Origin of the sequence: Streptomyces sp. NEAU-W12 (assembly GCF_026242095.1) — a bacterium.
GTDB lineage: Bacteria > Actinomycetota > Actinomycetes > Streptomycetales > Streptomycetaceae > Streptomyces.
Genome location: NZ_JAPJDM010000024.1, coordinates 61,879 through 87,978, shown reverse-complemented (window position 1 = coordinate 87,978; position 26,100 = coordinate 61,879). Strand labels below are relative to the sequence as shown.

General features: G+C 72.4%; 21 protein-coding genes and 1 pseudogene. 16 read left to right on the top strand and 6 right to left on the bottom strand.

What is annotated here, in order from left to right:
* Positions 1-67: 67 nt before the first annotated feature.
* From ORI94_RS27070 to ORI94_RS27040, 7 genes and pseudogenes are all read left to right on the top strand, one after another.
* Positions 68-1,099, top strand: a complete 1,032-nt coding sequence (locus ORI94_RS27070) for a hydroxyacid dehydrogenase (protein WP_266080308.1) — start codon at positions 68-70, stop codon at positions 1,097-1,099.
* Positions 1,096-2,997, top strand: a complete 1,902-nt coding sequence (locus ORI94_RS27065) for a DUF2264 domain-containing protein (protein WP_266080306.1) — start codon at positions 1,096-1,098, stop codon at positions 2,995-2,997. Before ORI94_RS27070 ends, ORI94_RS27065 begins: the two co-directional genes overlap by 4 nt.
* 805 nt (positions 2,998-3,802) lie before the next feature.
* Positions 3,803-5,527 (top strand): cytochrome c oxidase subunit I, encoded by a 1,725-nt coding sequence (ctaD, locus tag ORI94_RS27060; RefSeq protein WP_266080304.1) that lies wholly within the window; start codon positions 3,803-3,805, stop codon positions 5,525-5,527.
* Positions 5,528-5,562: 35 nt separating this feature from the next.
* Complete coding sequence (locus tag ORI94_RS27055) at positions 5,563-5,904, top strand: hypothetical protein (RefSeq protein WP_266080302.1); 342 nt, start codon at positions 5,563-5,565, stop codon at positions 5,902-5,904.
* 119 nt (positions 5,905-6,023) lie between these two features.
* Complete coding sequence (locus tag ORI94_RS27050) at positions 6,024-6,974, top strand: hypothetical protein (RefSeq protein ID WP_266080300.1); 951 nt, start codon at positions 6,024-6,026, stop codon at positions 6,972-6,974.
* 138 nt (positions 6,975-7,112) lie between these two features.
* Positions 7,113-7,373, top strand: a pseudogene (locus ORI94_RS35620) (DUF1275 family protein); the annotation flags it as partial.
* A 136-nt stretch (positions 7,374-7,509) separates the two neighbouring features.
* Complete coding sequence (locus ORI94_RS27040) at positions 7,510-7,836, top strand: hypothetical protein (RefSeq protein WP_266080296.1); 327 nt, start codon at positions 7,510-7,512, stop codon at positions 7,834-7,836.
* Between the two features lie 47 nt (positions 7,837-7,883).
* Here ORI94_RS27040 and ORI94_RS27035 read toward each other — a convergent pair whose 3' ends face one another.
* Together ORI94_RS27035 and ORI94_RS27030 are read right to left on the bottom strand one after the other, a co-directional pair.
* Complete coding sequence (locus ORI94_RS27035; RefSeq protein ID WP_266080294.1) at positions 7,884-8,957, bottom strand: MASE1 domain-containing protein; 1,074 nt, start codon at positions 8,955-8,957, stop codon at positions 7,884-7,886.
* Between the two features lie 126 nt (positions 8,958-9,083).
* Positions 9,084-9,914 carry a PP2C family protein-serine/threonine phosphatase gene (locus ORI94_RS27030; RefSeq protein WP_266080292.1) on the bottom strand — a complete coding sequence of 277 codons (831 nt, stop codon included), beginning with the start codon at positions 9,912-9,914 and terminating at the stop codon, positions 9,084-9,086.
* A gap of 393 nt (positions 9,915-10,307) precedes the next feature.
* Between ORI94_RS27030 and ORI94_RS27025 the strand changes: the two genes are divergently transcribed.
* Together ORI94_RS27025 and ORI94_RS27020 are read left to right on the top strand one after the other, a co-directional pair.
* The gene (locus tag ORI94_RS27025; protein ID WP_042175161.1) at positions 10,308-10,658 is read left to right on the top strand and encodes a hypothetical protein; all 351 of its coding nucleotides are present in this window, start codon (positions 10,308-10,310) and stop codon (positions 10,656-10,658) included.
* 713 nt (positions 10,659-11,371) lie between these two features.
* A complete protein-coding gene (locus ORI94_RS27020) occupies positions 11,372-13,360 on the top strand; it encodes a discoidin domain-containing protein (protein ID WP_266080400.1) in 1,989 nt (662 codons plus the stop codon).
* 70 nt (positions 13,361-13,430) lie between these two features.
* On the opposite strand, the gene ORI94_RS27015 is transcribed toward ORI94_RS27020, so the two are convergent.
* Positions 13,431-15,041, bottom strand: a complete 1,611-nt coding sequence (locus ORI94_RS27015; protein ID WP_266080290.1) for a glycerol-3-phosphate dehydrogenase/oxidase — start codon at positions 15,039-15,041, stop codon at positions 13,431-13,433.
* Positions 15,038-15,637 carry a TetR/AcrR family transcriptional regulator gene (locus ORI94_RS27010; RefSeq protein WP_266080288.1) on the bottom strand — a complete coding sequence of 200 codons (600 nt, stop codon included), beginning with the start codon at positions 15,635-15,637 and terminating at the stop codon, positions 15,038-15,040. The genes ORI94_RS27015 and ORI94_RS27010 overlap by 4 nt, the downstream gene beginning before the upstream one ends.
* 71 nt (positions 15,638-15,708) lie before the next feature.
* Between ORI94_RS27010 and ORI94_RS27005 the strand changes: the two genes are divergently transcribed.
* Together ORI94_RS27005 and ORI94_RS27000 are read left to right on the top strand one after the other, a co-directional pair.
* Entirely contained in the window at positions 15,709-17,334 is a 1,626-nt protein-coding gene (locus tag ORI94_RS27005) for an FAD-binding oxidoreductase (protein ID WP_266080286.1), read from the top strand.
* A 120-nt stretch (positions 17,335-17,454) separates the two neighbouring features.
* Positions 17,455-18,336: a YegS/Rv2252/BmrU family lipid kinase gene (locus ORI94_RS27000; protein WP_266080284.1), complete on the top strand. Its 882-nt coding sequence runs from the start codon at positions 17,455-17,457 to the stop codon at positions 18,334-18,336.
* A 320-nt stretch (positions 18,337-18,656) separates the two neighbouring features.
* Here ORI94_RS27000 and ORI94_RS26995 read toward each other — a convergent pair whose 3' ends face one another.
* Entirely contained in the window at positions 18,657-19,499 is an 843-nt protein-coding gene (locus tag ORI94_RS26995; RefSeq protein WP_266080282.1) for an alpha/beta fold hydrolase, read from the bottom strand.
* A 224-nt stretch (positions 19,500-19,723) separates the two neighbouring features.
* Between ORI94_RS26995 and ORI94_RS26990 the strand changes: the two genes are divergently transcribed.
* Together ORI94_RS26990 and ORI94_RS26985 are read left to right on the top strand one after the other, a co-directional pair.
* Entirely contained in the window at positions 19,724-21,157 is a 1,434-nt protein-coding gene (locus tag ORI94_RS26990) for a cytochrome P450 (protein ID WP_266080280.1), read from the top strand.
* A 515-nt stretch (positions 21,158-21,672) separates the two neighbouring features.
* On the top strand, positions 21,673-22,125 hold the full coding sequence (locus tag ORI94_RS26985; RefSeq protein WP_323056092.1) for a hypothetical protein: 453 nt from the start codon (positions 21,673-21,675) through the stop codon (positions 22,123-22,125).
* A gap of 146 nt (positions 22,126-22,271) precedes the next feature.
* On the opposite strand, the gene ORI94_RS26980 is transcribed toward ORI94_RS26985, so the two are convergent.
* On the bottom strand, positions 22,272-22,694 hold the full coding sequence (locus ORI94_RS26980) for a DUF350 domain-containing protein (RefSeq protein WP_266080277.1): 423 nt from the start codon (positions 22,692-22,694) through the stop codon (positions 22,272-22,274).
* 643 nt (positions 22,695-23,337) lie between these two features.
* On the opposite strand from ORI94_RS26980, the gene ORI94_RS26975 reads away from it, so the two are divergent.
* The 3 genes from ORI94_RS26975 to ORI94_RS26960 all read left to right on the top strand — a co-directional run bounded on the left by ORI94_RS26975 (position 23,338) and on the right by ORI94_RS26960 (position 26,072).
* Entirely contained in the window at positions 23,338-24,606 is a 1,269-nt protein-coding gene (locus ORI94_RS26975) for a ricin-type beta-trefoil lectin domain protein (RefSeq protein WP_266080275.1), read from the top strand.
* 98 nt (positions 24,607-24,704) lie between these two features.
* Positions 24,705-25,100, top strand: coding sequence for a hypothetical protein (locus tag ORI94_RS26970; RefSeq protein ID WP_266080272.1), 396 nt, complete (start codon positions 24,705-24,707; stop codon positions 25,098-25,100).
* A 393-nt stretch (positions 25,101-25,493) separates the two neighbouring features.
* Positions 25,494-26,072: a tellurite resistance TerB family protein gene (locus tag ORI94_RS26960; RefSeq protein WP_266080270.1), complete on the top strand. Its 579-nt coding sequence runs from the start codon at positions 25,494-25,496 to the stop codon at positions 26,070-26,072.
* The last annotated feature ends 28 nt before the right edge of the window (positions 26,073-26,100 follow it).

The following is a 26,100-nucleotide window of genomic DNA, read 5'->3' as shown; positions in this document are numbered from 1 at the left end:
TCCGGCACGGCGGGCTGACCGCCGGCGTCGTGAAGCGACCGCTCACGGAAGGAGTTCTGCCCCCACCATGACCGAGCACACGCCCGGCCCCGCCCTCCGCCCCCGCGCCGCCCTGGCCATGCGCTCCGACGTCGCCTCGGCCGTCCTCGACGCCGGGTCGCACGCCGTCCTCGCCACGCTGTGCGATCCAACGCCCCTGCCCGTACTGGACGACTTCAGCACGCCCCGGGCGCGCGCCGTCCTCGCCGACGTCGACCTGCTGGTCACCGGCTGGGGCTGCCCGCCGCTGGACGCCGGGGTCCTGCGGGCGGCCCCCCGCCTGCGCGCCGTCGTGCACGCCGCGGGCAGCGTACGCGCCCATGTCACCGACGCCTGCTGGGAGCGCGGCATCGAGGTCTCCTCCGCCGCCGCGGCCAACGCGGTGCCGGTCGCCGAGTACACCCTCGCCATGATCCTGCTCACCGGCAAGCGGGTCCTGGAGAGCGCACGCGACTACCGCACCGCCCGCGCCCGGTCCGACTGGCTGCGCCCCGACCCCTCCACCGGCAACCACCGGCGCACCGTGGGCATCCTGTCCGCCTCCCTCACCGGCCGCCGCGTCATCGAACTGCTACGCCCGCACGACCTCGACGTCCTCCTCCACGATCCGTACGTCGACGACCGCGACGCCGCCGGACTCGGCGTGCGCCGAGTGGAGTTGGCGGAACTGTTCCGGCACTCCGACACGGTCAGCGTGCACACCCCGCTGCTGCCCGGGACCCGGGGCCTGGTCGGTCGCGAACTGATCGACTCCATGCGGCCCGGCGCCGTGCTCGTCAACACGGCCCGCGGCGCCGTCGTCGACCAGGACGCGCTCACCGACGCGGCGCTCGCCGGGCGTATCCGTGCCGTGCTCGACGTCACCGAACCCGACGTCCTGCCGCCCGGACACCCCTTGTGGAGTTGCGAGAACGTCCTGCTCACCCCCCACCTCGCCGGCTCCCAGGGCAACGAGCTGCGCCGCCTGGCCGATCTCGCACTCGCAGAGATCGCCCGCTGGGCCGCCGGCGACGGCTTCCTCCATCCCGTACGACGCGAAAGGCTGGCCTTCCTCGCATGAGCACCCCCTTCGAACCGCTCCCGGAGAACCGCGACCTGAGCCCGTACACCGGTTACACCCGCGCCCACTGGGAGGCCGCCGCGGACGGCCTCCTCACCGCGGCCTGGCGCTGGAGCACCCCCGGCCACGCCCTGCTGGACCTGCCGGGACGGCCCTCCCGCTCGGGCGTGCGCTCCGACGGCCTCGAGGGGTACGCGAGGACGTTCCTCGCCGCCGCCTTCCGCGTGGCCGGCGCGGACGGGGAGGACCCCCACGGGTGGCTCGAGCGCTACGCGAGCGGACTCGCCGCCGGCACCCGCACCCCGGGCCGTGACGACACCGAGTCCTGGCCGCTGATCCTCGACTTCACGGTGCAGGGCCAGCCCATGGTCGAGTCGGCGTCGGTCGCCCTCGGGCTGCGCCTGACCGCCCCCTGGCTGTGGAACAGCCTCGACCCCGGTGTGCAGGACCGTGCCGAGGAGTGGCTGCGGGGTGCTCTGCGGCACACCCCCGCGCCCAACAACTGGTACCTCTTCCCGTACGCCGTCGCAGGATTCCTGGAGTCCGTCGGCCGCGGTGACAGCGAGACGGCCGCGGCCCGGCGACGCGCGGTGGACCTCCTCGAGAGCTGGTACCAGGGGGACGGCTGGTACACCGACGGGGACGTGCGGGCCTTCGACCACTACAACGGCTGGGCCCTGCACCTCTACCCGGTTCTCGACGCCCATCTCTGTGGCGACGCGGACGCCCTGGCCCACTACGGCTCCCGGCTGCGCACCCATCTCGAGGGATTCGCCCTGATGTTCGGGGCGGACGGGGCTCCGATGCACTACGGGCGGTCGCTCACCTACCGCTTCGCGGCCGCCTCGGCCGTCGCGCTGGGCGCGGTGACCGGACACAGTCCGCTGACACCGGGAGCCTCGCGCCGTATCGCCGACGGCAGCCTGCGCCACTTCCTGGACCGGGGCGCGCTGACCGGCGACGGACTGCTGAGCCTCGGCTGGCACGGCCCGCACGACGCCGTGCTGCAGACCTACTCCGGCCCGGCGTCCCCGTACTGGGCGTCGAAGGCGTTCGTCGCGCTGCTCGCTCCCGCCGGCCACGCCCTCTGGACGGACCGCGAGGAGCCCGCGCCGGTGGAGGAGGGCGACCGGGTGCTCGCCCTTCCCGCACCAGGGCTGCTTCTGCAGACGACCCGTGCCGACGGAATCGCCCGCCTGCACAACCACGGCAGCCACCATGTGGGCCCGTACCGGGCGGAGTCGGCGGCCGAGGACGACCCGCACTACGGCCGCCAGGCCTACTCGACCCGCACCGGCCCGACCGCGACCGGGAACATCGCCGACAACCACCTGTCCGTGGTGGTCGGCGGCCGGTCCAGTGTGCGCTGCCGCGTCCACCCGCTGGGCGCCGGGCAGGGAGACGGGTGGGGCTGGGCGGCCTCCTGGCACCGGCCGGTGTTCGCCGACGGCCCGCCGATGGTGCCGGGTCTGCGGGTGGAGAGCGTCACGGTGGCCCTCGGCCGGCACGAACTGCGGGTGCACCGGGTGGTGGGGGCGCCGGCGGACTCCCTCGTCACGCACACAGGCTGGGCCACCGGCCCCGACGAGCCGCTGGACTCGTCCCTGCACGGTCTGCACGGCTGGGACGCTCCCACCGCGGACCCGGTCCGCGCTCCTCAGGGGACGGCCTTCACCCGCTGGGCCCTGGTGCCCCGGCTCACGGGCCGGTCCGACGGCACGTCCGTGCATGTCAGCCTGGCGAGTCTGACCGCCGAACCCGGCCCGCGGCCCCTGTCGGAGGCGGTCCGGGAGGTCCGGGTGGACGAGGGGGACACGGTCGAGGTCGTGTGGGACGGCAACGGATTCCGCACCCGGATCTCGTTCGACCCGGTGGAGGTCGGCCACACGGACCAGTGACCGGGGGCGGGCTTCGGGTCCGTGTCGAGTCGGTGCAGGGCGGGGGCGTCGTCCGGGAGGGCGGCGCCCCCGCCGCGTCCGGACCGGGCCGTGGTTTGACGGCGGACGTTGGGTCCATGCCGCTTACCCGTGGGGCGGAGGGCCGGAACCCCCCGGGAGCCGCAACAAATCGACCGGCATACGCAAAAGGCGTACGACCGGTCGGCATTCCGTCGCAGGTGCCCTTTGCCCGCCCGGACGCCCAGCTGCCCCGCCGTCCGTCCCGGCACCTCGGCCGGCTCCGTCTGCTCCGCCCGTACGTCCCGCCCACGCCCCAGCACCCGCCGTGGAACGAGGACTTCATGAGGCGGAAGCGATTCGGCCCCGGACGATCACCGGCCTGCTCCTGTCCGGCCCGGTCACCGTCGGCGTCCACCCCGTACCGGCCGCCGCCGCGGCACCTGCCGTCCGCGGGCCCGACCCGGCGCTCGGCGAAAGCGTCACAGCCGGTGGCTTTCACCCCGGCCGTCCCGTCACCAACGCGACCGACGGAAGTCAGCGGACCTCCCCCGGGGGCCCGGCGGGTTCTTCCCGTGGCCCGGGGTCCCCGCCGACGGGCTGGAGTCCACCGGCATGCGGATCCGCAACCGCCGCCCGGACGGACCCGCCGGAATGCGCGAGCCCCCGTCCATCACGTCACAATGTGCGATGAAGTGAATACGCATCGTGACACGCCGGGCGGGGGCCGGGTCTCACACGGGCGGGCGCAGGTACGAGATCCTCCCCGAGGGTGGGGATCCGGCCCCCACAGAAGGAGAGCGGAACAGTGGCGGTTCACAGTGCGTCGGACTCGGTCGAGTCGGGCTCCTACGAGGACGAGCTGCCGGTCCGGCGCAGGCGCCCCGGCAAAGTCGTCGTCGCATGGCTGACCACGACCGATCACAAGACCATCGGCACGCTGTATCTCACGACATCGTTCGCGTTCTTCATCCTCGGCGGCATCCTCGCGCTGGTCATGCGCGCCGAACTGGCCCGCCCCGGTATCCAGATCGTGTCGAACGAGCAGTACAACCAGGCGTTCACCATGCACGGCACGCTCATGCTGCTGATGTTCGCGACCCCGCTGTTCATCGGCTTCGCGAACTGGATCATGCCGCTCCAGATCGGCGCGCCCGACGTCGCCTTCCCGCGGCTGAACATGTTCTCCTACTGGCTGTTCCTGTTCGGCTCACTGATCGTGATCAGTGGTCTCCTCACTCCGAACGGTGCGGCCAGCTTCGGCTGGACCGCCTACACCCCGCTGTCGGACTCGGTCCGCACGCCTGGGCTCGGCGGTGATCTGTGGGTCATGGGCCTGGCGTTCTCCGGCTTCGGCACGATCCTCGGCTCGGTCAACTTCCTCACCACGATCATCTGCATGCGCGCTCCCGGCATGACGATGTTCCGCATGCCGATCTTCACCTGGAACGTGCTGCTGACCGGTGTGCTGGTCCTGCTCGCCTTCCCGGTGCTCGCGGCGGCGCTGCTGGCCCTGGAGGCCGACCGCAAGTTCGGGGCGCACATCTTCGACCCGGCCAACGGCGGGCCGCTGCTCTGGCAGCACCTGTTCTGGTTCTTCGGCCACCCCGAGGTGTACATCATCGCGCTGCCGTTCTTCGGCATCGTCTCCGAGATCATCCCGGTCTTCTCCCGCAAGCCGATCTTCGGCTACCTGGGACTGATCGGCGCGACCATCGCGATCGCGGGCCTGTCGGCGACGGTGTGGGCACATCACATGTTCGCCACCGGGGGAGTACTGCTGCCGTTCTTCTCCTTCATGACCTTCCTGATCGCGATCCCCACCGGGGTGAAGTTCTTCAACTGGATCGGCACCATGTGGAAGGGATCGCTGAGCTTCGAGACACCGATGCTCTGGGTCGCCGGATTTCTGGTGACCTTCCTCTTCGGCGGCCTGACGGGTGTCGTCCTGGCCTCGCCGCCGCTGGACTTCCACGTCACCGACTCGTACTTCGTGGTGGCGCACTTCCACTACGTGGTGTTCGGCACGGTCGTCTTCGCGATGTTCGCCGGCTTCCACTTCTGGTGGCCGAAGTTCACCGGCAAGATGCTCGACGAACGACTCGGGAAAATCACCTTCTGGACGCTGTTCACCGGCTTCCACGGCACCTTCCTGGTCCAGCACTGGCTGGGTGCCGAGGGCATGCCCCGCCGGTATGTGGACTACCTGGCGGCCGACGGCTTCACCGCGCTGAACACGGTCTCGACCATCGCGTCGTTCCTGCTCGGCATGTCGATGCTGCCGTTCCTCTACAACATCTGGAAGACGGCCAAGTACGGCAGGAAAATCGAGGTCGACGACCCGTGGGGCTACGGCCGTTCGCTCGAATGGGCGACGTCGTGCCCGCCGCCGCGGCACAACTTCCTCACCCTGCCGCGGATCCGCAGCGAATCCCCGGCGTTCGACCTGCACCACCCGGCGGTCGCGGCGTACGACCGGGAGGCCAACCGTCCCGAGCGTTCCGTGGTCCAGGCTCCCGGAGACCAGGCCTGACCGGTGCGACCCCGCAGCCCAGCGTGGAGGAACCTGTGAATCCGAGCCAGGACAGCACCCGCGGCCTCGACCAGCTCGAGGGGTACCTGCTGTGGGCGGCCGAAGTCGAGGACGCGCGGCGGCAGGCCGGCCGGTTCGCCGAGCAGTTGCCGTGGCTGACGACCGCGCAGTGCGAGGAGGTGGAACGCGTCTACACCGCCGACCGCCTCGAGGTCTCCCGCGCGATACTGGTGCGGATCTGCGAGCGGGCGGCCGAGCTCCGCGGCGCTTACGAACACCGCTACCGACAGCTCCGGGCGCGGTGCGTGGCGGCCGCGCTCGTGGGCGTCGCGAGCGGGGCGGGCGCCGTCGTCCTCGCGTTCCTCCTCGAAGAATGACGGTCGGCCGCCCCGCCGGGGCCACCGGACGCCGGTGCTCCGGCGGGCAGATGGGGGACGTTGGACGGACTCGCGCGGGGAGCGCGACGTTTCGGCGAAGTCGAAGTCAGGCTGACCCCATGGCTTCATCGATCGAAGGCCCGCTCCGCGGGCGTCACCGCGCTCCGTCCCCGGGCGACCGGCGGTCCACCGCCCCGGTCCGGGGCGGCGGCCGGCTGCGGATGCGGGCCCTCGCCCTCCTGGCGGCGGCGCTCCTCACCGGCTGCGGAGCGGTCACCGGCAGCACGGCGCGGGACGCGTCCACCCCCGCGGTCCCCCGCACAGCGGTCCCCCCTACGGCGACTGCCCCGCCGGCAGCCGGAGGGCCGGGGAGGACAGCGGCAGGCGACCGGGCGGCGGGGAACGCGACGCCGGGCACCGGAGCCCCCGGCGTGGGAAGCACCTCCCAGGACCGGGCCGACACCGGGGCGCACCCCGAGACACCCGTCCCGTTCGGCGGCCTCGGCCCCCGGACGCTGGCGCTGATCCCCGAGAACGCCCGCCAGGCCGTCGTCGTCACCGGCAGGGGCCCGGACGCGAACCGCTCCGAGGCCGTGCTGTACCGGCGTACGGCCTCGGGCTGGAAGGCGGGTACGGCATGGCCCGCCCGCAACGCGCTCAACGGCTGGACCGACGATCACATGGCGGGCGATCTCCGCTCGCCCATCGGCGTATTCACCCTCAGCGACGCGGGGGGCCTGCTGCCCGACCCGGGCACCCGGCTGCCCTACGACGAGTCGCCCGGGTTCTCCATCGAGGGAACGGGCTTCGTGGGGGAGCCGCTTGCAGGGTCCTTCGACTACGTCGTGGCGATCGACTACAACCGCGTCCCGGGCACCTCCCCGCTCGACCGGACCCGCCCGCTCGGCGCCGACCGGGGCGGCGGCATCTGGCTGCACGTGGACCACGACGGGCCCACCCAGGGCTGCGTGAGCCTCGAGGAGGCGCACATGAGGCAACTCCTGCTGGCCCTCGACCCCGATCAACACCCGGTCGTCGTCATGGGAGACGCGGGGTCGCTGAGCAGGTGAACGCGATACGTGTGTTCGGTGCCGGCGGGCGCCGGCGAGGGCGTTCCGGCAGGCGGCCTCGTGCTCGACGAACGCGGTGGGGCCGGGGGAGAGGCGGTCCGGTGATCCGTAGCCCGTTCGGGTGGCGGTGACGGGCGGGTGCCGGTCAGGGCGCCGACGCGACCGCGCCGTCGCCGATGTTGGACGCATGGCCTCACCCGTCCCCCGGGTTCACCGCAGAAAGCGCTCGTCGTGGTGACCGCCGTCACCGGGGTCGTCGACGCCGTGGCGTTTCTCGGCCTGGGGCAGATCTTCACCGCCTTCATGACCGGCAACCTGCTCTTTCCCGGTTTCGCCCTTGCCGGGGGCGAGGGACTGGAGCCCTTTGGACCGGCCACGGCTCTGGCGGCCTTCATCGCAGGCGTGGTCGCCGGCAGTCGTCTGGGCGTGGCCCCGGCCGTCGAACGGTACCGGCGGTGGCTCCGCCGCCGCGGCGCTGACCGCGATCGGCCTGGGCACCGGCACCGGCCGGGAACAAGGGGCCCGGCACTGTGCGGTGACCGCTCTGACCGCTCTGACCGCGTTGGCCGTGGGAGTACGCAGCGCGACCATGTGGCGGCTCGGGGCGGGCCTGAACACGCCCCTGGTCACCGGCACCCTCATCACCTGGATCAGGACGTCGGCCCCGGGCGGCGGCACGGGCGGTGGTGGCCAGCGCTATCGCGCGGCCGCGCTGTCGGCGGTACCGGCCGGCGCCGCGATCGGCACTCTGCTGCTGCGGTTGAGCGTGACGGCGGCACCGCTGACCGCCGCCGCGGGTGTGCTCGGCGGCACCGGGGGCCACCTGCTCCGTCCGGCCCCGAGGCATCCGCCGGGCGCGTGAGCCGCGCTCCGGGCCGCCGCCATGGAACGCGGCCGGCCCAGGGGCCGTTACGGGGGCTCGTCCGTAGCGCGCCGCGTACTCCACTCTCCCGTGCTCCGGGCGTCCCAGTCCGGGTCGTCCGTGGCCCACCGTGCTCCGGCCTCCTCCAGCGGAGGCCGTCCCGAGGCGGTCTCGCCCGCGGTGAGGTGCTCCAGCACCTCGACCAGTTCCTGGCAGGCGCGTTCCACGGAACGCCGCGTGCTGCGCTGCTCGGTGATCAACGCCGACAGCAGCAGTGCGGTCAGGACCACGGCGCCGTTGAACGCCTGGAGGTTGATCAGGACCTCCTCGCGGGACAGCCTCTCGAAGGGGCCTACCCGATCGGTCGCCGCGATGGTGGCCATGACGGAGGCGAACATCGCGCACGCCATGCTGCCGGCGAGCTGGAACCGCAGGGCCGCCCAGATCAGCAGGGGGTAGACGAGGAACAGCACGCTCATGCCGATGCGGGTGGCCAGTGGCACCAGGGCGGCCGCGACGACCGTCAGCCCCAGGGCCTCCTTCCACCGTGACCAGCGCCACGGACCGCGCAGGCGGTGGAGCACGAGCAGGACCGGGGTGACGATGAGTACTCCCATCGCGTCCCCCACCCACCAGGCCAGCCACACCTCCCAGAAACCGGCCCCTGGCAGCTCACCGGTGGAGATGAGCAGCCCGGCGGCGACGGACGAGCTGACCAGCATCGCGGCGAGGGCGCCCAGGAACACCAGCGCGACCCCGTCCCGCAGGCGCGCGAGGTCGGTGCGGAATCCCACGGCGCGCAGCAGCAGACACCCGCACACGGGCGCGGCGGTGTTGCCCGCCAGGATGACGAACGAGCGCCACGTCAGTGAGGTGAGCGACAGGAGGACACCCAGGGCGCCGAGGGCGATTCCCGGCCAGTACCGCAGCCCGAAGACCAGCAGGGCGGCGACGGCCACGCCGGTGGGCGGCCAGATGGGCGAGACGACCGCGCCCTCGATGACCAGCTCCCGCGTCAGCCCCAGTCGTCCCGCCGCGTAATAGCAGGCGGCGATCGCCAGCGTCCGAAGTGTGTAGACGACCGATGTGCGCAGATCCTGGCTAGCCACCACACAAGCCATCAGACACCGGGCGCGCACCGTCGGCGAGGCGAGGGCCTGTGGCGAAACGGGGCGAGGGACGGCCGCGGCGCACGACGGGAGGAGGAGCGGAGCGGCGGCGCGCCGGGACGGGGGCGCGCCGCGGGCCTACGGACGGGTGCCCGGGCCGTCGCGCGAGATCACCAGGACGGCCGCGTCGTCGTCGTGGCCCACCTGCTCCGCCCCCTTGACCACGGCGGCGGCCAGCGCGTTCGCGTCCAGCCGGGCGACCGCAGCGATGCGCGCGAGCCGCACCACATGGTCCATCCCTTCGTCGAGCCGCATCGACGGACCCTCCACCACACCGTCCGTGAGCATCACGAACAGGCTGCCCGTGTCGAGCCGGTACCGGGTCACCGGGTAGGCCGACTCCGGCTGGATGCCCAGGGGAGGGCCGCCCTCGTCCCGCGTCACGCCGGACCAGCCGTCCGCCGTGGCCCACACGCACGGCAGGTGCCCGGCCCGAGCGCTCTCGATCACGCCGCTGGCCGGGTCGAGCCGTATGAAGGTGCAGGTGGCGAAGAGGTCCGAGCCCAGGGACAGCAGCAGGTCGTTGGTCATGGCGAGCAGCTCGCCCGGCTCACCGGTGACGGAGGCCAGTGCCCGCAGCCCCACCCTGACCTGTCCCATGAAAGCGGCCGCCTCGACGTTGTGCCCCTGGACGTCTCCGATGGACAGGCCGATGCGGCCGTCGGGCATCCTGAAGGCGTCGTACCAGTCGCCTCCCACATTGAGCCCCTGGTAGGCGGGTGCGTAACGCACGGCCAGCCGCACACCACCGACGACGGGGAGTTCCCGGGGCAGCATGCCACGCTGCAGGGCGACGGCGAGTTCCATCCGGGAGCGCTGCACCTCGGCCAGCGCGCGTGCCTGGGCCGTCAGCGCCCCGAGCCTGGCCAGCAGCTCGTCGCCGTCGTCCGTCGAGGCGGTAGGGGACATGGATCACTCACTCGGGCGAGGGCGGCGACGCTCGGTGGTCTCCCTTGGGATTGAGCTCTCATTGATTTCTTTATCGGATGATAATCAGAAATCAAATGAATGAGCCAGTTCCTGGGGGAGGGCACCGAAACGGTGCCCGAGGCGGCAGAGGCAGCGGTCGGCCTGCGTCGAGGTGCTGTGGGACGCCGGCGCGGCAGTATCCGGAGGGGAACCTGTTCCAGTGGCGGGACGGCGAGGGAGGAATCGTCGGATCTCTGTCTTTTCCGTGTGCTGACGCTCGTGCGGCATTCCTCGACGGAGGCGGAGGGAACAGGTTCTACCGCCGCTCGGCTGCCACGTCACGACCTGCCCGCAGGTGTCCAGGGCGCCGTCTCACCCGTTTAGGCTGTGCCCATGGAGCAGCGCGAGATCATGCAGCGGGGCGTCGGCATCCTCACCGAGGCCCTCGAAATGCGGCGGCAACTCCGGGAGAACCCGGACGCCGAGGTCACCAGGAGCGGAGCGGTCTCCGCGCTCCTCGAAGAGATGCTGCCGCACATCCAGTTGCCGCACGACGCCAGCCCTCGCGAGGTGGCGGAGATCGTCACCGAGAAGCTGGGGCCCGCCATCGTGCACATCACCTCCGCCCTCACCTTCGCCTTCGTGCAGCTCGCCGAAGTGCACGACGCCGGCCGCACCGACGTGTCCTCCTCGGACGTCCTGCGCTCCATCTCGCTGCGCTACGAACCCGGGACGGAGCGGTAGGCGTCACCGCGGTGGAGCGGCTGACCCCGCGGGTCACCGACGCGGAGGGGGCGCCGGCTCCGGCCGCGTCGACCGGGGGGCGACCTCGGGCCGGGGCACCGACGAAGCCGATCGCGGTGCCGTCGGAATCGCGGTGCACGGCCTCGCGGACGTCGTTCGAGTGGGTCCCCGGCGCACCGGCCGAAGCCCTCTCGCGGCGATCCGGGCGAGGCGGTCGCCGAAGTCGTCGGTGAGGGAGGCGTGCCCGGCGCGGCCGGTGTGCCCGGGCGAGTGCTCGACGGCCGCCGACCGGCGCTCCGCGAGCTCCCGGGCGGCCTCGGAGTCACCGGCCGCGCAGACCGGACGGGAGGCCGGCGGTCGTTCGTGCCAGGTCGGCGCCGCCGCGTAGCCGTCGACCGGCATGCCGGCGGGAGTCCGAGGGTCACGCGGTCATGCCAAGGGCTTCCGCGTCAGGGCAGGGGCCGTCCTGGGCCCGGGCGGCCGCAGGTCGTCCCGGACCCTTGACTCCTCACGAGCCCGTAGTCATCCTCGGCTCATACCTTGTGCCGGTCATGACAACCTGCCGGGGGCCCGGGCCGCAGGCCCGGACCGCCCGAAAGGGCCGACCGTGCCGTTCCGCCGACGGAGGGACATGGGCCGTGACCATTGCTCGACACCGGCACGGCGGACGCCGTCATGCCGCCCTCGTGTCCCTGCTCCTGCTCGTGCTCGCCATGTCCCTCGGTCCGACGCCCAGTTCGGCGGCCGGCGGCGACTGGTGGGAGCCGACAGCGCGGCCTGCCCCGGACTCCGGCATCGGCGTCACCGGCGAGCCCTTCACCGGCACCGACGCGCGCGGCGAGGTCCGCGGGTTCGTCGACGCGCACAACCACCTCATGTCCAACGAGGCTTTCGGCGGCCGGCTCATCTGCGGCAAGCCCTTCTCCGAGAAGGGGATCGCCGACGCACTCAAGGACTGCCCCGAGCACTATCCCGACGGCTCCCTCGCGATCTTCGACTTCATCACCAACGGCGGTGACGGCAGGCACGACCCGGACGGCTGGCCCACCTTCGCGGACTGGCCCGCCCACGACTCCCTGACCCACCAGCAGAACTACTACGCCTGGATCGAGCGCGCCTGGCGCGGTGGGCAGCGGGTCCTGGTGAACGACCTCGTCACCAACGGCGTGATCTGCTCCGTGTACTTCTTCAAGGACCGCGGCTGCGACGAGATGACGTCCATCCGGCTGCAGGCGAAGCTGACATACGACATGCAGGCCTACATCGACAGGATGTACGGCGGCACGGGCAAGGGCTGGTTCCGCATCGTCACCGACAGCACACAGGCCCGGCAGGTCGTCGAACAGGGCAAACTGGCGGTGGTCCTGGGGGTCGAGACCTCCGAACCCTTCGGCTGCAAGCAGGTCCTGGACGTCGCCCAGTGCGACAGGGGCGACATCGACGCCGGGCTGGACGAGCTGTACGACCTCGGCGTGCGCAGCATGTTCCTGTGCCACAAGTTCGACAACGCGCTGTGCGGAGTCCGCTTCGACGAGGGAGCGCTGGGCACCGCCATCAACGTCGGGCAGTTCCTGTCGACCGGCACCTTCTGGCAGACGGAGCAGTGCACCGGCCCTCAGCACGACAACCCCATCGGCCTGGCCGCCGCGCCCGCCGCCGAGGCGGAACTCCCCGCCGGCGTCGAGGTTCCCGCCTATGACGAGGACGCCCGGTGCAACGTCCGCGGGCTCACCGACCTCGGTGAGTACGCCGTACGCGGCATGATGGAACGCAACATGATGCTCGAGATCGACCACATGAGCGTCAAGGCCACCGGCAGGGTGCTCGACCTCCTCGAGGCCGAGTCCTACCCCGGCGTCATCTCCTCGCACAGCTGGATGGACATGGACTGGACCGAGCGGGTCTACGGTCTCGGCGGTTTCGTCGCCCAGTACATGCACGGCTCGGAACACTTCGTCGAGGAGGCGGAGCGCACCGAAGCGGTCCGGGACAAGTACGGCGCGGGCTACGGCTACGGGACCGACATGAACGGCATCGGCGGCTGGCCCGCCCCGCGCGGCGCGGACGCGCCCGATCCCGTCACGTACCCCTTCCGCAGCGTGGACGGCGGGTCCGTCATCGACCGGCAGACCACCGGCGAGCGCACCTGGGACCTGAACACCGACGGAGCCGCGCACCACGGACTCGTCCCCGACTGGATCGAGGACATCAGGCGCGTCGGCGGCCAGGACGTGGTGGACGATCTCTTCCGGGGCGCCGAGACCTACCTCGGCACCTGGGGCGCCTCCGAACGGCACCGGCCTGCGGACAACCTCGCGAAGGGCGCCCCGGCGACGGCGAGTTCGGCCGAGTGGAACCCGTTCACGAGCTATGCCCCGGGCCGGGCGGTGGACGGTGACCGGGGCACCCGCTGGGCCAGCGACCGGAGCGACGACCAGTGGCTGCGCATCGACCTCGGCGCCCCACGCGAGGTGGGGCGCGTCACCCTCGACTGGGAGCGCGCGTACGGGACGTCGTACCGTGTCGAGCTGTCCGCCGACGGCGCCGACTGGCGGACCGTCTGGTCCACCACGGCCGGCGACGGCGGGCTCGACACGGCCCGGTTCACCCCTCAGCAGACCCGCCACGTGCGCGTCGCCCTCCTGGACCGGGGGACGGAGTGGGGCTACTCCCTGCGCGAAGTCGGCGTGCACGGCGGGTGACCGGCCGGCGCGGGTCGGCTGAGCCGTGTCGACCGTGCTGCGACAACTGAGTTGTGACAGCCGTGCCGCGTCAACCGCGCCGGGGCAGGACGTTGGTCAGGAGTTCACGGACCGTGTCCAGTGCTGCGGCGCGGTCTGCGGGGACGAGGCCGATCCGGGTGCGGCGGTCGAGCAGGTCGCTCTCGTCGAGCGCTCCCTCGTGACGCACCGCCCAGAGCAGTTCGGCGCCGGTCACCGGATGGCCGGGCAGTACGGGCTCGCCCAGCCGGGCGTCGTGCACGCCGAGGGCGTGCACGGCCGGTGCCTCCGTCCCGTAGTGCCGCACGAGGCGGCGGGGTGCCGGCAGGGTGGCGAGGGCCTGCGGCGACGCGGCACCCACGAGCGGCAGGGACGCGGTGCGCGAAGGACCGGCCGGCAGCCGCCGGACACGCACGGCGGTGTCCACGGCGTCCTCGGCCATGCGCCGGTACGTGGTGAGCTTGCCGCCGACGACGGTGACGACCCCCTCGGACGACGTCAGCACCGCGTGCCGCCGCGAGATGTCGGCGGTCCTCGGCGCCGTACCGGAACCGTCCGCCGGGGTGTCCAGCAGGGGACGCAGGCCCGCGAAGGCCCCCACGACGTCGTCGCGGTGCAGCGGGGCGCCGAGGACGGAGCACAGGACGTCGAGGAGGAAACCGATGTCCGTCTCGGGGGCCTCGGGGACCTCGGGGACGTCACCGTCCACGGGTTCGTCGGTGAGGCCGACATAGACCCGGCCGTCGTCCTGGGGCAGGACGAGGACGAAGCGGTTGGTCTCCCCGGGGACCGGGATGTGCAGGCCGGCCGGAAGCGGGCCGAGACTGTCCCGGCGCAGCACGAGATGGGTTCCGCGCGAAGGGCGGATCCGGATGCCGTCGACGAGTCCGCCCGCCCAGACACCGGACGCGTTGATCACCGCGCGGGCGCGGATGCGGCCCTCCTCGCCGGTGAGTTCGTCGCGGACCCGGGCACCGGAGGCGGTCAGGTCCAGGGCCCGGACCCGGGTGAGGATCCGTGCCCCGTGCGCGGCGGCGGTGCGGGCGACGGCGGTCACCAGGCGGGCGTCGTCGGTCAGCCGGCCGTCCCAGGACAGCAGACCGCCGCGCAGTCCGTCGGCCCGTACGGCGGGTGCCAGACGACGGGTCTCCGCCGACGGGATCCGGCGCGGCGCGGGCAGGGTCGCCCGCGAGGTCCGGGCGGCCAGCCGCAGGACGTCACCGGCCCGGAAACCCGCCCGTGCCAGGACGGACTGACGGTGGGAGACCAGAGGAGTGAGGGGCAGTACGAACGGCTGCGCGCGCACCAGATGGGGGGCGGTGCGCTCCATCAGCACCCCGCGCTCGACCGCGCTCCCGTGAGCGACGGCGAGCCGGCCGGAGGCGAGATAGCGCAGCCCGCCGTGGACCAGCTTGCTGCTGAAGCGGGACGTGCCGAAGGCCAGGTCGTGGGCGTCGACGGCGACCACGCTCAGCCCGCGGGACGCCGCGTCCAGGGCGGCCCCTGCGCCTGTGGCACCGAGCCCGACGACGAGGACGTCGACGGCGTCGCCGTCCACGGCCGCGGTCAGGTCACGGGTGCGGCGGCCCGCGGACAGGGACGAACCGGACGCAGTCGGCCCGGCGGACGAGGGCGGCCCGGCGGGGGAGTCCGGGGAGGTCATGGGGTGAGGGTCCTCTCCAGGAGGTCGCGCAGGTCCGCGATGAGGGCCTCGTAGGTGAGATCCGGGTCGTCCTCGTCGATCATGGTCCGCAGGGACAGGGTGAAGGACTGGACGATCAGCAGGACGGACCGCGCCTGCCGTTCGGGACGGCCGGCACGCACCGAACCGTCGGCGTGCCCCTCTCCCAGGGTCTTGGCCAGCAGTCCCAGCATGGCTTCCTGACTCGCCCCGCGCCGGTCCAGCACGTAGGGCAGCAGCAGTTCGGGATCCACGCCGACGATCTTCTGGAAGAGCGGGTGTTCGCCGAACGCGCGCACCACCGCCACCAGCCCGTCGACCATCCGCTCCCGAGTGGTCACCCCCGGCCGGGCCTCGGGGACGGCCGAGGTGGCGACGGCGATCCACTCCCGCGTCATGAGGTCCCCGACCAGCGTGCGCACATCGGGCCACCGCCGGTACAGCGTCATGCGGGAGACCCCGGCACGCCGCGCCACGTCGGTGAGCGTGGTGCGGCGGACCCCGACGGCCAGGACACAGTCGCGCACCGCGTCGAGCACCGCGTCGTTGCCCGCTTGGTTGTGACGAATAGGCGTCATGTGTCACAGTGTAACGCCTGTGTGGCCGTCGGCGACGGCACCGCTCCCATCGACCGGCGAGGACGGCAGTCATGGACATGCTGTGGAGTGGCTGGGGCGACCCGGCCGGGGCGAAGCCGCTGCCCGATACCGTGATCGGGCAGCTGCGCGACATGCTCGGCGTCAGGCCGCGCGAGGCCGCACCGGTCGCCCTCGGTGAAGTGGCCGTCCCCGAGCCCCGATTGGAGCCTGCGGCACGGCGCGCACTGGCCGCCGCCCTGGTCGGTGCGGACGGCGGAGGGGGCGCGGACGTCGGAGAGGACCACGTGCGCACCGACCCGGAGGCCCGGATCCGGCACACCCGCGGCAAGTCCACCCCCGACCTGCTGCGCATCCGGGACGGCGACGTCACCGACATCCCCGAGGCCGTCCTGTACCCCGCGAGCCACGACGAGGTGCTCGCCGTCCTGCGCGCCTGCACCGAACACGGCCTGGCCGTGGTGCCGTTCGGTGGCGGCACCTCCGTCGTCGGCGGACTCGCTCCCGGCCGGCCGCGCCCCTTCGTCGCCCTGGACCTGCGGCGCATGGACGGTCTGCTCGCCCTGGACCGGGTCTCCCGTACCGCCACCCTGCAGTCCGGCCTGCGCGCCCCGCAGGCCGAGGCGCTGCTCGCCGGACACGGCTTCACCCTCGGACACTTTCCCCAGTCCTACGAGTGGGCCACCATCGGCGGCTTCGCCGCCACCCGCTCCAGCGGCCAGGCGTCCGCCGGCCACGGCCGCTTCGACGAGATGGTGCTCGCCCTCACCCTCGCCACCCCTGAAGGCACCCTCGAGACCGGCCGGGCCCCACGCTCCGCGGCCGGCCCCGACCTGCGCCAGCTCGTCCTGGGATCCGAGGGCGCCTTCGGCGTCATCACGTCGGTGACCGTCCGGATCCGGCCCGTACCCCGGGCCCGCGTCTACGAGGGCTGGCGCTTCGACTCCTTCGAACAGGGGAGCGCCGCGCTGCGCCGTCTTGCCCAGGACGGGCCGCGCCCCACCGTGCTGCGCCTGTCCGACGAGACCGAGACGCTGATCGGCCTCGCCCAGCCCGAGGCGATCGGCTCCGGCACCGCCCGGCCCGCCGGATGCACGGCCGTCGCCGGCTACGAGGGCACGGAGGAGGACACCGCGTACCGCAGGCGGGGCGCCGCGGCCGTCCTGCGCGCGTGCGGCGGAACCCCGCTGGGCGAGGAGCCCGGCCGGAACTGGGCCCGCGGCCGCTTCTCGGCCCCGTACCTGCGCGATTCCCTCCTCGACGCCGGGGCGCTGGCCGAGACGCTGGAGACCGCGGCGTTCTGGTCGGGCGTGCCCGCGCTGTACACCGCCGTCCGCGACGCCCTCACCGGCACGCTCACGGAGTCCGGTACCCCGCCCCTGGTGATGTGCCACATCTCCCACATCTACGAGAACGGCGCCTCGCTGTACTTCACCGTCGTGTCGGCCCAGGGCGACGGCGACCCCGTGGCGCACTGGACGCGCGCCAAGCACGCCGCCAACGAGGCGATCCTCGCCGCCGGCGGCACGATCACCCACCACCACGCCGTCGGCACCGACCACCGGGACTGGTACGTCCGCGAGATCGGCCCGCTGGGCACCGACGCCCTGCGCGCCGTGAAGCAGCGCCTGGACCCGGCCGGAATCCTCAGCCCCGGCGTCCTCCTGCCCACGGACTGAACCGCGGCCCACCGGGTGTCGCCCTGCGGGGCGGCCGCCCCACCCGGCCACGCCCTTCCCCCCACCACCGGCTTTCCCCCACCGCCTTTCCCGTTCCGTCGGCCCGCCCGGAGGCACCTGATGCGACAGTTCACCGCCGTCGTCAATCCCACCGCGGGCGGATCCACCGGAGCGGGAGCGCTGCTCGCCCTCGCGCGCCTGCTCCGGGAGGCCGGCGCCGACCTGCACACGCAGTACAGCCGCGACCTGGCCCACGCGCGGGAACTGGCCCGCGACGCCGGCCGGCGGGGCCGGGTGGTGCTGGCGGTCGGCGGGGACGGCATCGCCGGAGGCATCGGCGGCGCGCTGAGCGGCACCGGCGCGATCCTCGGCCTCGTGCCGACGGGCCGCGGCAACGACTTCGCCCGCGCCCTGGGCCTGCCCGCCGATCCCGCGGCCCTCGCCCGGACACTGCTGCACAACGCACCGCGGCCGGTCGACACCATCGAGGTCCGGTCGGCCGTCCACCACCGCACCGTCGTCCTCGGCAGCGTCTACGCCGGCGTGGACGCGCTGGCCAACCGCCACGCCAACCGGTCCCGGCTGCTGCGGGGTTCCGCCTCCTACTACGCGGGCGGTCTGCGCGCGGTCACCGGCTGGAGGGCGGCGCGCTACCGGGTCACGGTCGACGGCGAGGAGCACACCCACACCGGCTACACGGTGGTCGCCGCCAACTCCGGCTACTACGGTTCGGGCCGCGTCATCGCTCCCGGCGCCCGCGTCGACGACGGCGTACTGGAGATCGTGATGATCGCGGACGCCTCGCGGCTGCTGTTCTTCAGCCTGATGAACGATCTCAGGACCGGCACCCACGTCCACCGCCCCCAGGTGCGGATCCTGCGCGGCAGGGAGATCCGCATCCTCGCCGACCGGGACGTCCCCTACGGGGCGGACGGCGAGGTCGAGGCGGTTCTCCCGGTGACCCTCAGAGTCCTCCCCGGCGCACTCCAGGTGCTCCGCTGAGCGGCCCGGCGGCCCCTGGGCCATCCCGCACCGGACAACGTGCGCCCTACGGGACCGGAACACTCCCATCCCTGTGACTGCTCCAGTCCCGTCCGTGGTTTCGGCCCCATGACCACGGAGGTCCACGCGAGCGACGGCGCGAGGAAGGAGTTCGTGCAGGAACTCGTCAAGGCCCGGGACAAGGCCATGCGCCTCGACCGGTTCGGCCCCGCCCGATCCACCCCGCGCGCCGGACGTCCCCGACTCCTCGGGCGCGACCGGCGCGCGGAGTGCGGTGTGGTGGGCCGAAAGCCCCCGGGGGGACCGCTTGTGACGTCACGTCAGGCGGACTTCCCGAGGAACGACAACAGCGCCTCGTTGACCTCCTCGGCGTGCGTCCACAACAGACCGTGCGGGGCACCCTCGATCTCCACGTACTCGGCACCCGGCAGCGCCCGGTGGAACGGGCGCCCGGTCGAGTCGACGGGCAGGATGTTGTCCGCCGTGCCGTGCAGGATGAGAGCGGGTACGTCGATGGCGGGGATGTCGCCCCGGAAGTCTGTGAACCAGGTCATCGGCGCGGCCGCCGCGGCGAAGAATCCGCCCGAGGCCGCCGTGCACCAGCTGTTGCGGACGGCCTCCGGGCTGATCCGGCTCCCGAGGTTCTCGTCGAGGTTGTAGAAATCCTTGAAGAACGACGTGTAGAACGCGTACCGGTCCGCCTTCACCGACGCCGAGATGCCTTCGAAGAACTCGCGGGGCGCCGCACCGGCCGGATTGTCGTCGGTCTTCAGCAGGAAGGGCCCCAGCGAGCAGAGGAAGACCACCTTGGCGATCCGGCCCGAGCCGAACCGGCTGGCGTGGCGGGCGACCTCACCGGTGCCCATGGAGAACCCGACGAGTACGGCGTCCGAGACGTCGAGGGTCTCCAGGACCGTGTTCAGATCGGCGGCGAAGGTGTCGTAGTCGTAGCCCGACGTCGGCAGGCTCGACCGTCCGAACCCGCGGCGGTCATAGGTGATCACGCGGTAGCCGGCGTCGAGCAGCGCGGCGGACTGCTTCTCCCAGGAGTGGCCGTCGAGCGGGAACCCGTGGATGAGGACCACGGGCTGTCCGGACCCGTGGTCCTCGTAGTAGAGGTCGATGTCGGTGGAGTTCTCGCGTCCCACGGTGATGTGCGGCATGGGCTTTCGTCTCTCCTCGGCTCGGTGTCGGACGACCCGGCCCCACGGCCCCGCCGGGGCAGCACAACCGGGCGGCCCTTCCAGGTTCGCGCGACCTGTGCGAGCCCGCATCCGGTCCAGGACGCGCGGAAGATCGTCCGGGGCGGCCCGGCACGGCATCCCCATGAGCGCTCCTGGGCATGCATCGGGCGCTCGACGGCCCCCCACGAGGAGTGATCCGTTCGATGAGTGCCACGACGACACCGTCCGTCCCCACCCCGACCGCCCCCGGCAGCCTGCCGCTGATCGGCCACGCCCACCGGCTCGTCCGCGACCCCCTCCCGTTCATCACCTCACTGCGCCGGCACGGCAGCGTCGTGCGGATACGCATAGGTCCGAGACCCGCCTACGTCGTCACCGACCCCGCGCTGACCCGCCGCGTCCTGGTCACCGATGCCGCCCACTTCGTCAAGGGCGGCAGAATCATCGACGCGCTGCGGGTCTTCTTCGGTGACGGACTCGCCACCATCGCCGACGGCGACGCACACCTGCGCAACCGGCGTCTGATGCAGCCCATGTTCAACAAGTCGCACATCGCCGACCGGGGCCACGCCATGATCGGCCAGGTGCGCACCCTGGTCGAGGCGTGGCCCGAGGACGTGCCGCGGGACGTCTGCGCCGATATGAACGCGACCGCTCTCGCCGCGTTCCTGGTCGCACTCTTCGGCACGGACCTGCCCGGTCACCTGGAGAACGAGTTCACCGCGCTGATGCCCGAGATCATGAAGGGAACGATCCGGCAGACCCTCCTCCCCGCCTGGGTCACCGGGCTGCCGCTGCCCGCGAACCGGGCCCACGCCGCCCGCGTCGCCCGCTTGCGGATCCTGATAGACCAGGCCGTCGACCACCGCTCCGACCGGGTCCGGCCCTCGACCGCGGACGGCACCGGTGAGCCCTCGGCGGAATGCCCGCGCGCGGCGGCGGCCCCGCGGACGGAGGGGGCTGAGGGGACGGAGCGGGCAGGCCTGTTCGCCGCCCTGCTGACGGCCGAGCCCCCGCTCACCCGTCAGCAACTGCAGGACGAGGCCATCACCCTGCTGACAGGAGCGATCGAGACCACCGGCACCACCCTGGCCTGGGCCCTCTACGAGATCTCACGCAACCCCGCGATCGAGCGCCTGCTGCGCGACGAACTGACCACCGTGTGCGGTGACCGGCCCTTGCGCCACGAGGACCTGGACCGGCTCGTTCACGCCCGACGGGTTCTGCAGGAGGCGATCCGGAAGTACGGGCCGGCCTGGATGGTGACGCGCACCGCCACCCGTGACATCGAACTCGGCGGCCACCTCGTCCCCGAGGGCGCCGACGTCGTCTGGAGTCCCTATCTGCACCAGCACGACCCGCGGGTCTTTCCCGAACCCGGCGTCTTCGACCCGGACCGGTGGGCACCCGACCGCACCCCTGCCGTCGCACGCGGCTCCTTCCTCGCGTTCGGCGACGGCCGCCGCAAGTGCATCGGCGAGAGCTTCGCCTGGACGGAACTCCAGATCGTCCTGGCCATCGTTCTGCGGGCCTGGCCCCGTTTCACCGTCACCTCACCCGCCCCGAGAGCCCAGGCGGTGGTCACCGTCGAGCCGGACAGGCTGACCATGACGTTCTCGTCCGCGACGTCCGGTTGAGCCGCGCCGGGGGGGGGCGGGGGGGGGGGGCCCCCCCCCCCCCCGCCCCCCACCGGCGTACACCCTTCCCTCCTTCAGCCGTTGGAACGGGTGCGGGCCGAGAAGGCGCGGAAGGCCGAACCGGGCGGATACCTCCTGACCGGGGAGGTTCCGTGAGGTCCACCGGGAAAGACATCCGGAACGGCCCCTGGGGTGTACGGCAGGACGCGGCCGTCCCCCGCACCGCGCCGCGCCCGGTGGGCTCCCGGCTTCCGTGCGGCACCCGGAAGATCATGAACCCGGGCTTCGCCCGGACCCGGCGCGAAGCGCCACAAGGGGCGACAGGGATCGAGGAGAGGTGAAGAACGGCCACGAGGGGCGAAGAACGGCCAAGTATGGCGAGGAAATTCCACCATCAGACCGCCCGTGGCGGGTTAATGTCGGTGTCAAGGAGCACAATGATCATTGAAAGAGATCAACACCGGCGCCGTGCTGGGTAGACGGTCTCGAGACCCGGCTCCGGAAAGGCCCCAGCGATGCTCTTCACCGTCAACCAGACCCAGGACCGTCCGCGCGCCGGGCGGATGACCGCCGGGCTCCGGGCGGCCCCCGCGCCGTCATTCGCCGCGGTCGACGTCGACGTGCTGCGCATCATCTCCGACCCGCGCACCCCCAGCTTCGTCACGGTGTACGCGAACGGCCGCCGCAGGTACAGCTACTGGCGGCCGCTCGACTCGACCACGGGCCAGGGCGGCTGCTACGTCGCCCTGCCCACCACCGACTGCGACGCGCTGCACGAGGCCGGGAAGATCGAGCTCGGGGACCCGGTCGTGGACCCGAACCGGACGACGTACCGGGTCAGCGCCTCCTCCACCCGGGCCAGCGCCTCCCCCACCCGGGTCGGTCCGCCCTCCCGGGCCCTGGCCGCGCCGATCCGCCCGGTGCAGGAGCGCCCCCGTCTGGTCCGGACCGCCGCCCGCGTCGCCTGAAACGGCCGCGGGGCGCACTGTGCGGACTGTGGGGGAGCGGGAGACGCGGCGGGGGGAAGGGCGGCCCTCGGAGGCCGGGCGGGGCGGGCTCCCCGCCCCCTCGACACCCGTTCAGGACCGGGCGAAAGGCCGCCGGGCGGCCGGCGTCAGGCGATGGACGCCGAAACGACCGCGGACACCGCGAGGTTGCAGGACGCGGTCACCCAGACCGCGGGGTGCGGTTCCCGGTCGACCAGGGTGCTGCCCAGGCGTCCCGGCGTGATGAGGTCCACCACCAGGAACGCAACGGCCATCATGACCAGTCCCAGCAGCCCGAACGTGGCGGTGGACACCAGCCCCTTGCCGAAGTCCTCGTACGTCGTCCAGATGGACGTGAACACGATTCCGCCGATGCCGAGCAGCGCCGAGCTGAGTACCAGGGCGGCGTTGCGGTTGCGCTCCTCCCAGATCTGCCGGCCGAGTTTTCCGGGTGTCAGCAGGTCGACCAGGACGATGCCGAGCACCAGCAGGACCAGGCCGAGTGCGCCGTAGGCGGTGGCCCGGCCGAGTCCGTTGACGATGTCGCTCATGGGAATGCCGGCTCCGTAGGGTGAAGGATCGTGAGTGATCGCGGTCGAAGGCGAGCAAAATGTAGCGCACCCGTTCGACGCTTCGGCGGGTGCGGCCGACAGGGCGGGTACGCAGGCACGGCCGACCGTGGCGGGTGACCGCCAGGTCTCCCCGTCGGCCTCCTCGCCGATGCCGTCCGAGCGGGCCACGAAGCGCGCGGATCCGTCGGTGACGCGGTAGGGGACGCCCCCGCCGTCCCTGCCCTCCTGCTCCTCGGGCGCCGTCGGGAACGGGCAGAACCCCCGCCCGTCCCCTCGGTGCACGCGGCCGGCGGCAGCGTCCCCGCCACCGCGGCCAGGACCGGTCTGTGCGCGGCCGTGCCCCGCCCCCCTGCTCCGAACAGGTCGGTTCCGTTGCTGTGGACGGTGTGGCGCACGGTGAGTGCTTCGGGCGGCAACTCGGTCCGGAACGTGGGCTCTTGATGTTCACAGAGATCGGCGGCCGGTATCCGTGAGTGAGGGAGTGACGACTGCGGACCGCTGGTCCGTACCAGGGTATTGACGTCCTCTTACCTCACGCCTTGAATCAAGGGACGACGTACCTCCCCCCACAACCTCGGTCGGCGCGCCCGTAGACGCGGGCCGCCGTACGGAAGGGAGAGCCATGTCCTCTCCACGCAGGCTGCGCAGATGGTTGACCACCGTTCTGTCCGCGGCTCTGGTAGCCTCCGCAGCCGTCGGAACCGCCCGGGCGGAACCGGCGGACGCCCCCGCCGCCTCCACCGTCGCCGCGTCGGCGGACGGTGCCGCGGCCGCCGCCGTGACGTTCTCGGACACCTTCGACGGGCCCGCCGGCGGGGCGGTCGACTCCTCGAAGTGGCATACCGAGACCGGCGACAACGTCAACAACCATGAACGGCAGTACTACACGTCCGGCAACCGGAACGCCGCCCTGGACGGCCGGGGCCACCTGGTGATCACGGCCCGCAAGGAGAACCCGGCCAACTACCAGTGCTGGTACGGCACCTGCCAGTACACCTCGGCCCGTCTGAACACCGCGGGGAAGTTCACCGCGCAGTACGGGCACATCGAGGCACGGATGAAGGTCCCGCGCGGTCAGGGCATGTGGCCCGCCTTCTGGATGCTGGGCACACCGGTCGACTGGCCGGACTCGGGCGAGATCGACATCATGGAGAACGTCGGCTTCGAGCCCTCCACCGTCCACGGCACCATCCACGGCCCCGGCTACTCCGGTTCGGGCGGCATCGGCGCCGGCTACACCCTGCCCGGCGGCCAGGCCTTCGCGGACGGTTTCCACACCTTCGCCGTCGACTGGGCGCCCGACTCGATCACCTGGTCCGTGGACGGCAACGTCTACCAGACCCGTACCCCCGCCGATCTGGGCGGGCGGTCCTGGGTGTTCAACAAGCCGTTCTTCCTCATCCTGAACCTGGCGGTGGGGGGCTACTGGCCCGGCGACCCCGACGGTTCCACCGTCTTCCCCCAGCAACTCGTCGTCGACCACGTGTCGGTGACCACCACGGACGCCGCCCCGGGCGCCGCCATCAGGGGTCTGGCCGGAAAGTGCGTCGACGTCGCCGGGGCGAACCCTGCCAACGGCACCCCGGTGCAGCTCTACGACTGCAACGGCAGCTCCGCCCAGCGGTGGACCATGGGCTCCGACGGCACGATCCGCGCGCTCGGCAAGTGCCTGGACGCCGCCGGCAACGGCACCGCCGACGGCACCCCCCTCCAGCTCTGGGACTGCACCGGCGGCCCCGGTCAGCGGTGGACGGTCACCGGCGCGCGCGACATCGTCAACCCCCCGGCCGACAAGTGCCTGGACGTGACCGGCAACAACGCGGCCAACGCCACCCGGCTCCAGATCTGGACCTGCACGGGCGCCGCGAACCAGAAATGGACAGTGGGCTGAGTCCCGGACGGCTCCGGCGGGACCGGGCCCCCGATGGCGGCCCCGCCGGCCGCCGTGCCCGCCGGGTGCGTGCTCCCCGCTCGGCCCCGGGCTGGACCATGGCGGTCTTCGGGGCACTCGCCGCCGCTCTGGGAGCCGTGGGTCTGATCGCGCCGGCCGCCCAACTGTCCCTGCTCGGCATCGAGGCTCCGGACGTGCGGGGGAGCGGCGACCTCACGCCGGCCTTCGTGACGGCGTCCTCGACTGCGGCACTCAACATGGGCGTGTACTACGTCCTGGCGGCGCTCGCCGACTGGCGGGCCTTCTTCCGGTGGACCGTGCCGTTCAGGCTGCTGACGTGCACGGTGTTCACGGTCTCCGTGATCAGTGGGCGGGCGCCGGAGGCATTCGTCGGCGTCGCCGTGTGGGAGGGCCTCGGCGCGGTCGCGACCGGTGCGGCGCTCCGGTACGAGCGGCGCGCCGAGGTGAGGAAAGGGCCGGGACCGGGGTCGTGACGCCGCGCGCTGCCCGCGTCCCGGGCCGGAGCCCTCCACCACGATCGCCTGGCGGCTGAGCCGCCTGAGTGAAACGGTGTCGCTGCGCGCCGACCGCGCCGAGGGCATCCACCGTCCCGCCCGGGACGACTGTGCGGTCCGCGGTGACGACACCGTCGGCCCCTGCAGCACAGGGGCGGGACCGTCCTGATCCGCGACCTCTGCGGCGCGCGGCCCGCGCGACCCGTGCGCGGAACGCGATTCGGCAGGATGGCAATACGACGATAGTTTTTTTGCCTTTCTTTTGCCCCCGGGAACACGGCCGCAACGGCGTCCGTTGAGCAGGCGGACCGCACCATCCGGGCCTGACGACCGGCACCGGAAAAGACAGCAACAGAAGCCGAGGTGGCACCAGTGGCGATGTGGGACCGGGTCAAGGACCAGGCCAGGGCACTCCAGCAGTCCCAGGGCGCGAGGTCGGGAGGAGGACAGCACGGGACTCCCGGGCCGGGACAGGCCGGCGGCCCTTCCCGCGGCTCGTCCTCCGGCGGCTCCAAGGCGCAGCTGATGGGGCTGCTGAAGTCCCAGCTCGCGTCGGCGAAGGCAGAACTCAAGAGCGGCGCCTACCGGGACGCGAGCATGGCGATGTGCGCGCTGGTCGCGGTCGCCGACGGGCACGTCGAGCCGGCGGAGCGGCAGCGCGTGGAAGAGCTGATCGTCTCCAACGAGGTCCTGCAGAACTTCCCGCCGGACCAGCTCCGCAAGCGGTTCAACGAGCACGTGGACCAGCTCGTGGCCAACTTCGAACTGGGTAAGGCGAGAGCCCTGCAGGACATCGCGAAGGCGTCGAAGAAGCCGGTCGAGGCACGCGCGGTCATCCAGACCGGCATGGTCGTCGCCGGTGCCGACGGCACCTTCGAGGCGACCGAGCAGTACGCCATCCGCGAGGCCTGTGCGGCCCTCGGCGTCTCGCCCGCGGAGTTCGGAGTCTGAGAACCCCTCAGGCCTCTCGGCCCCCTCA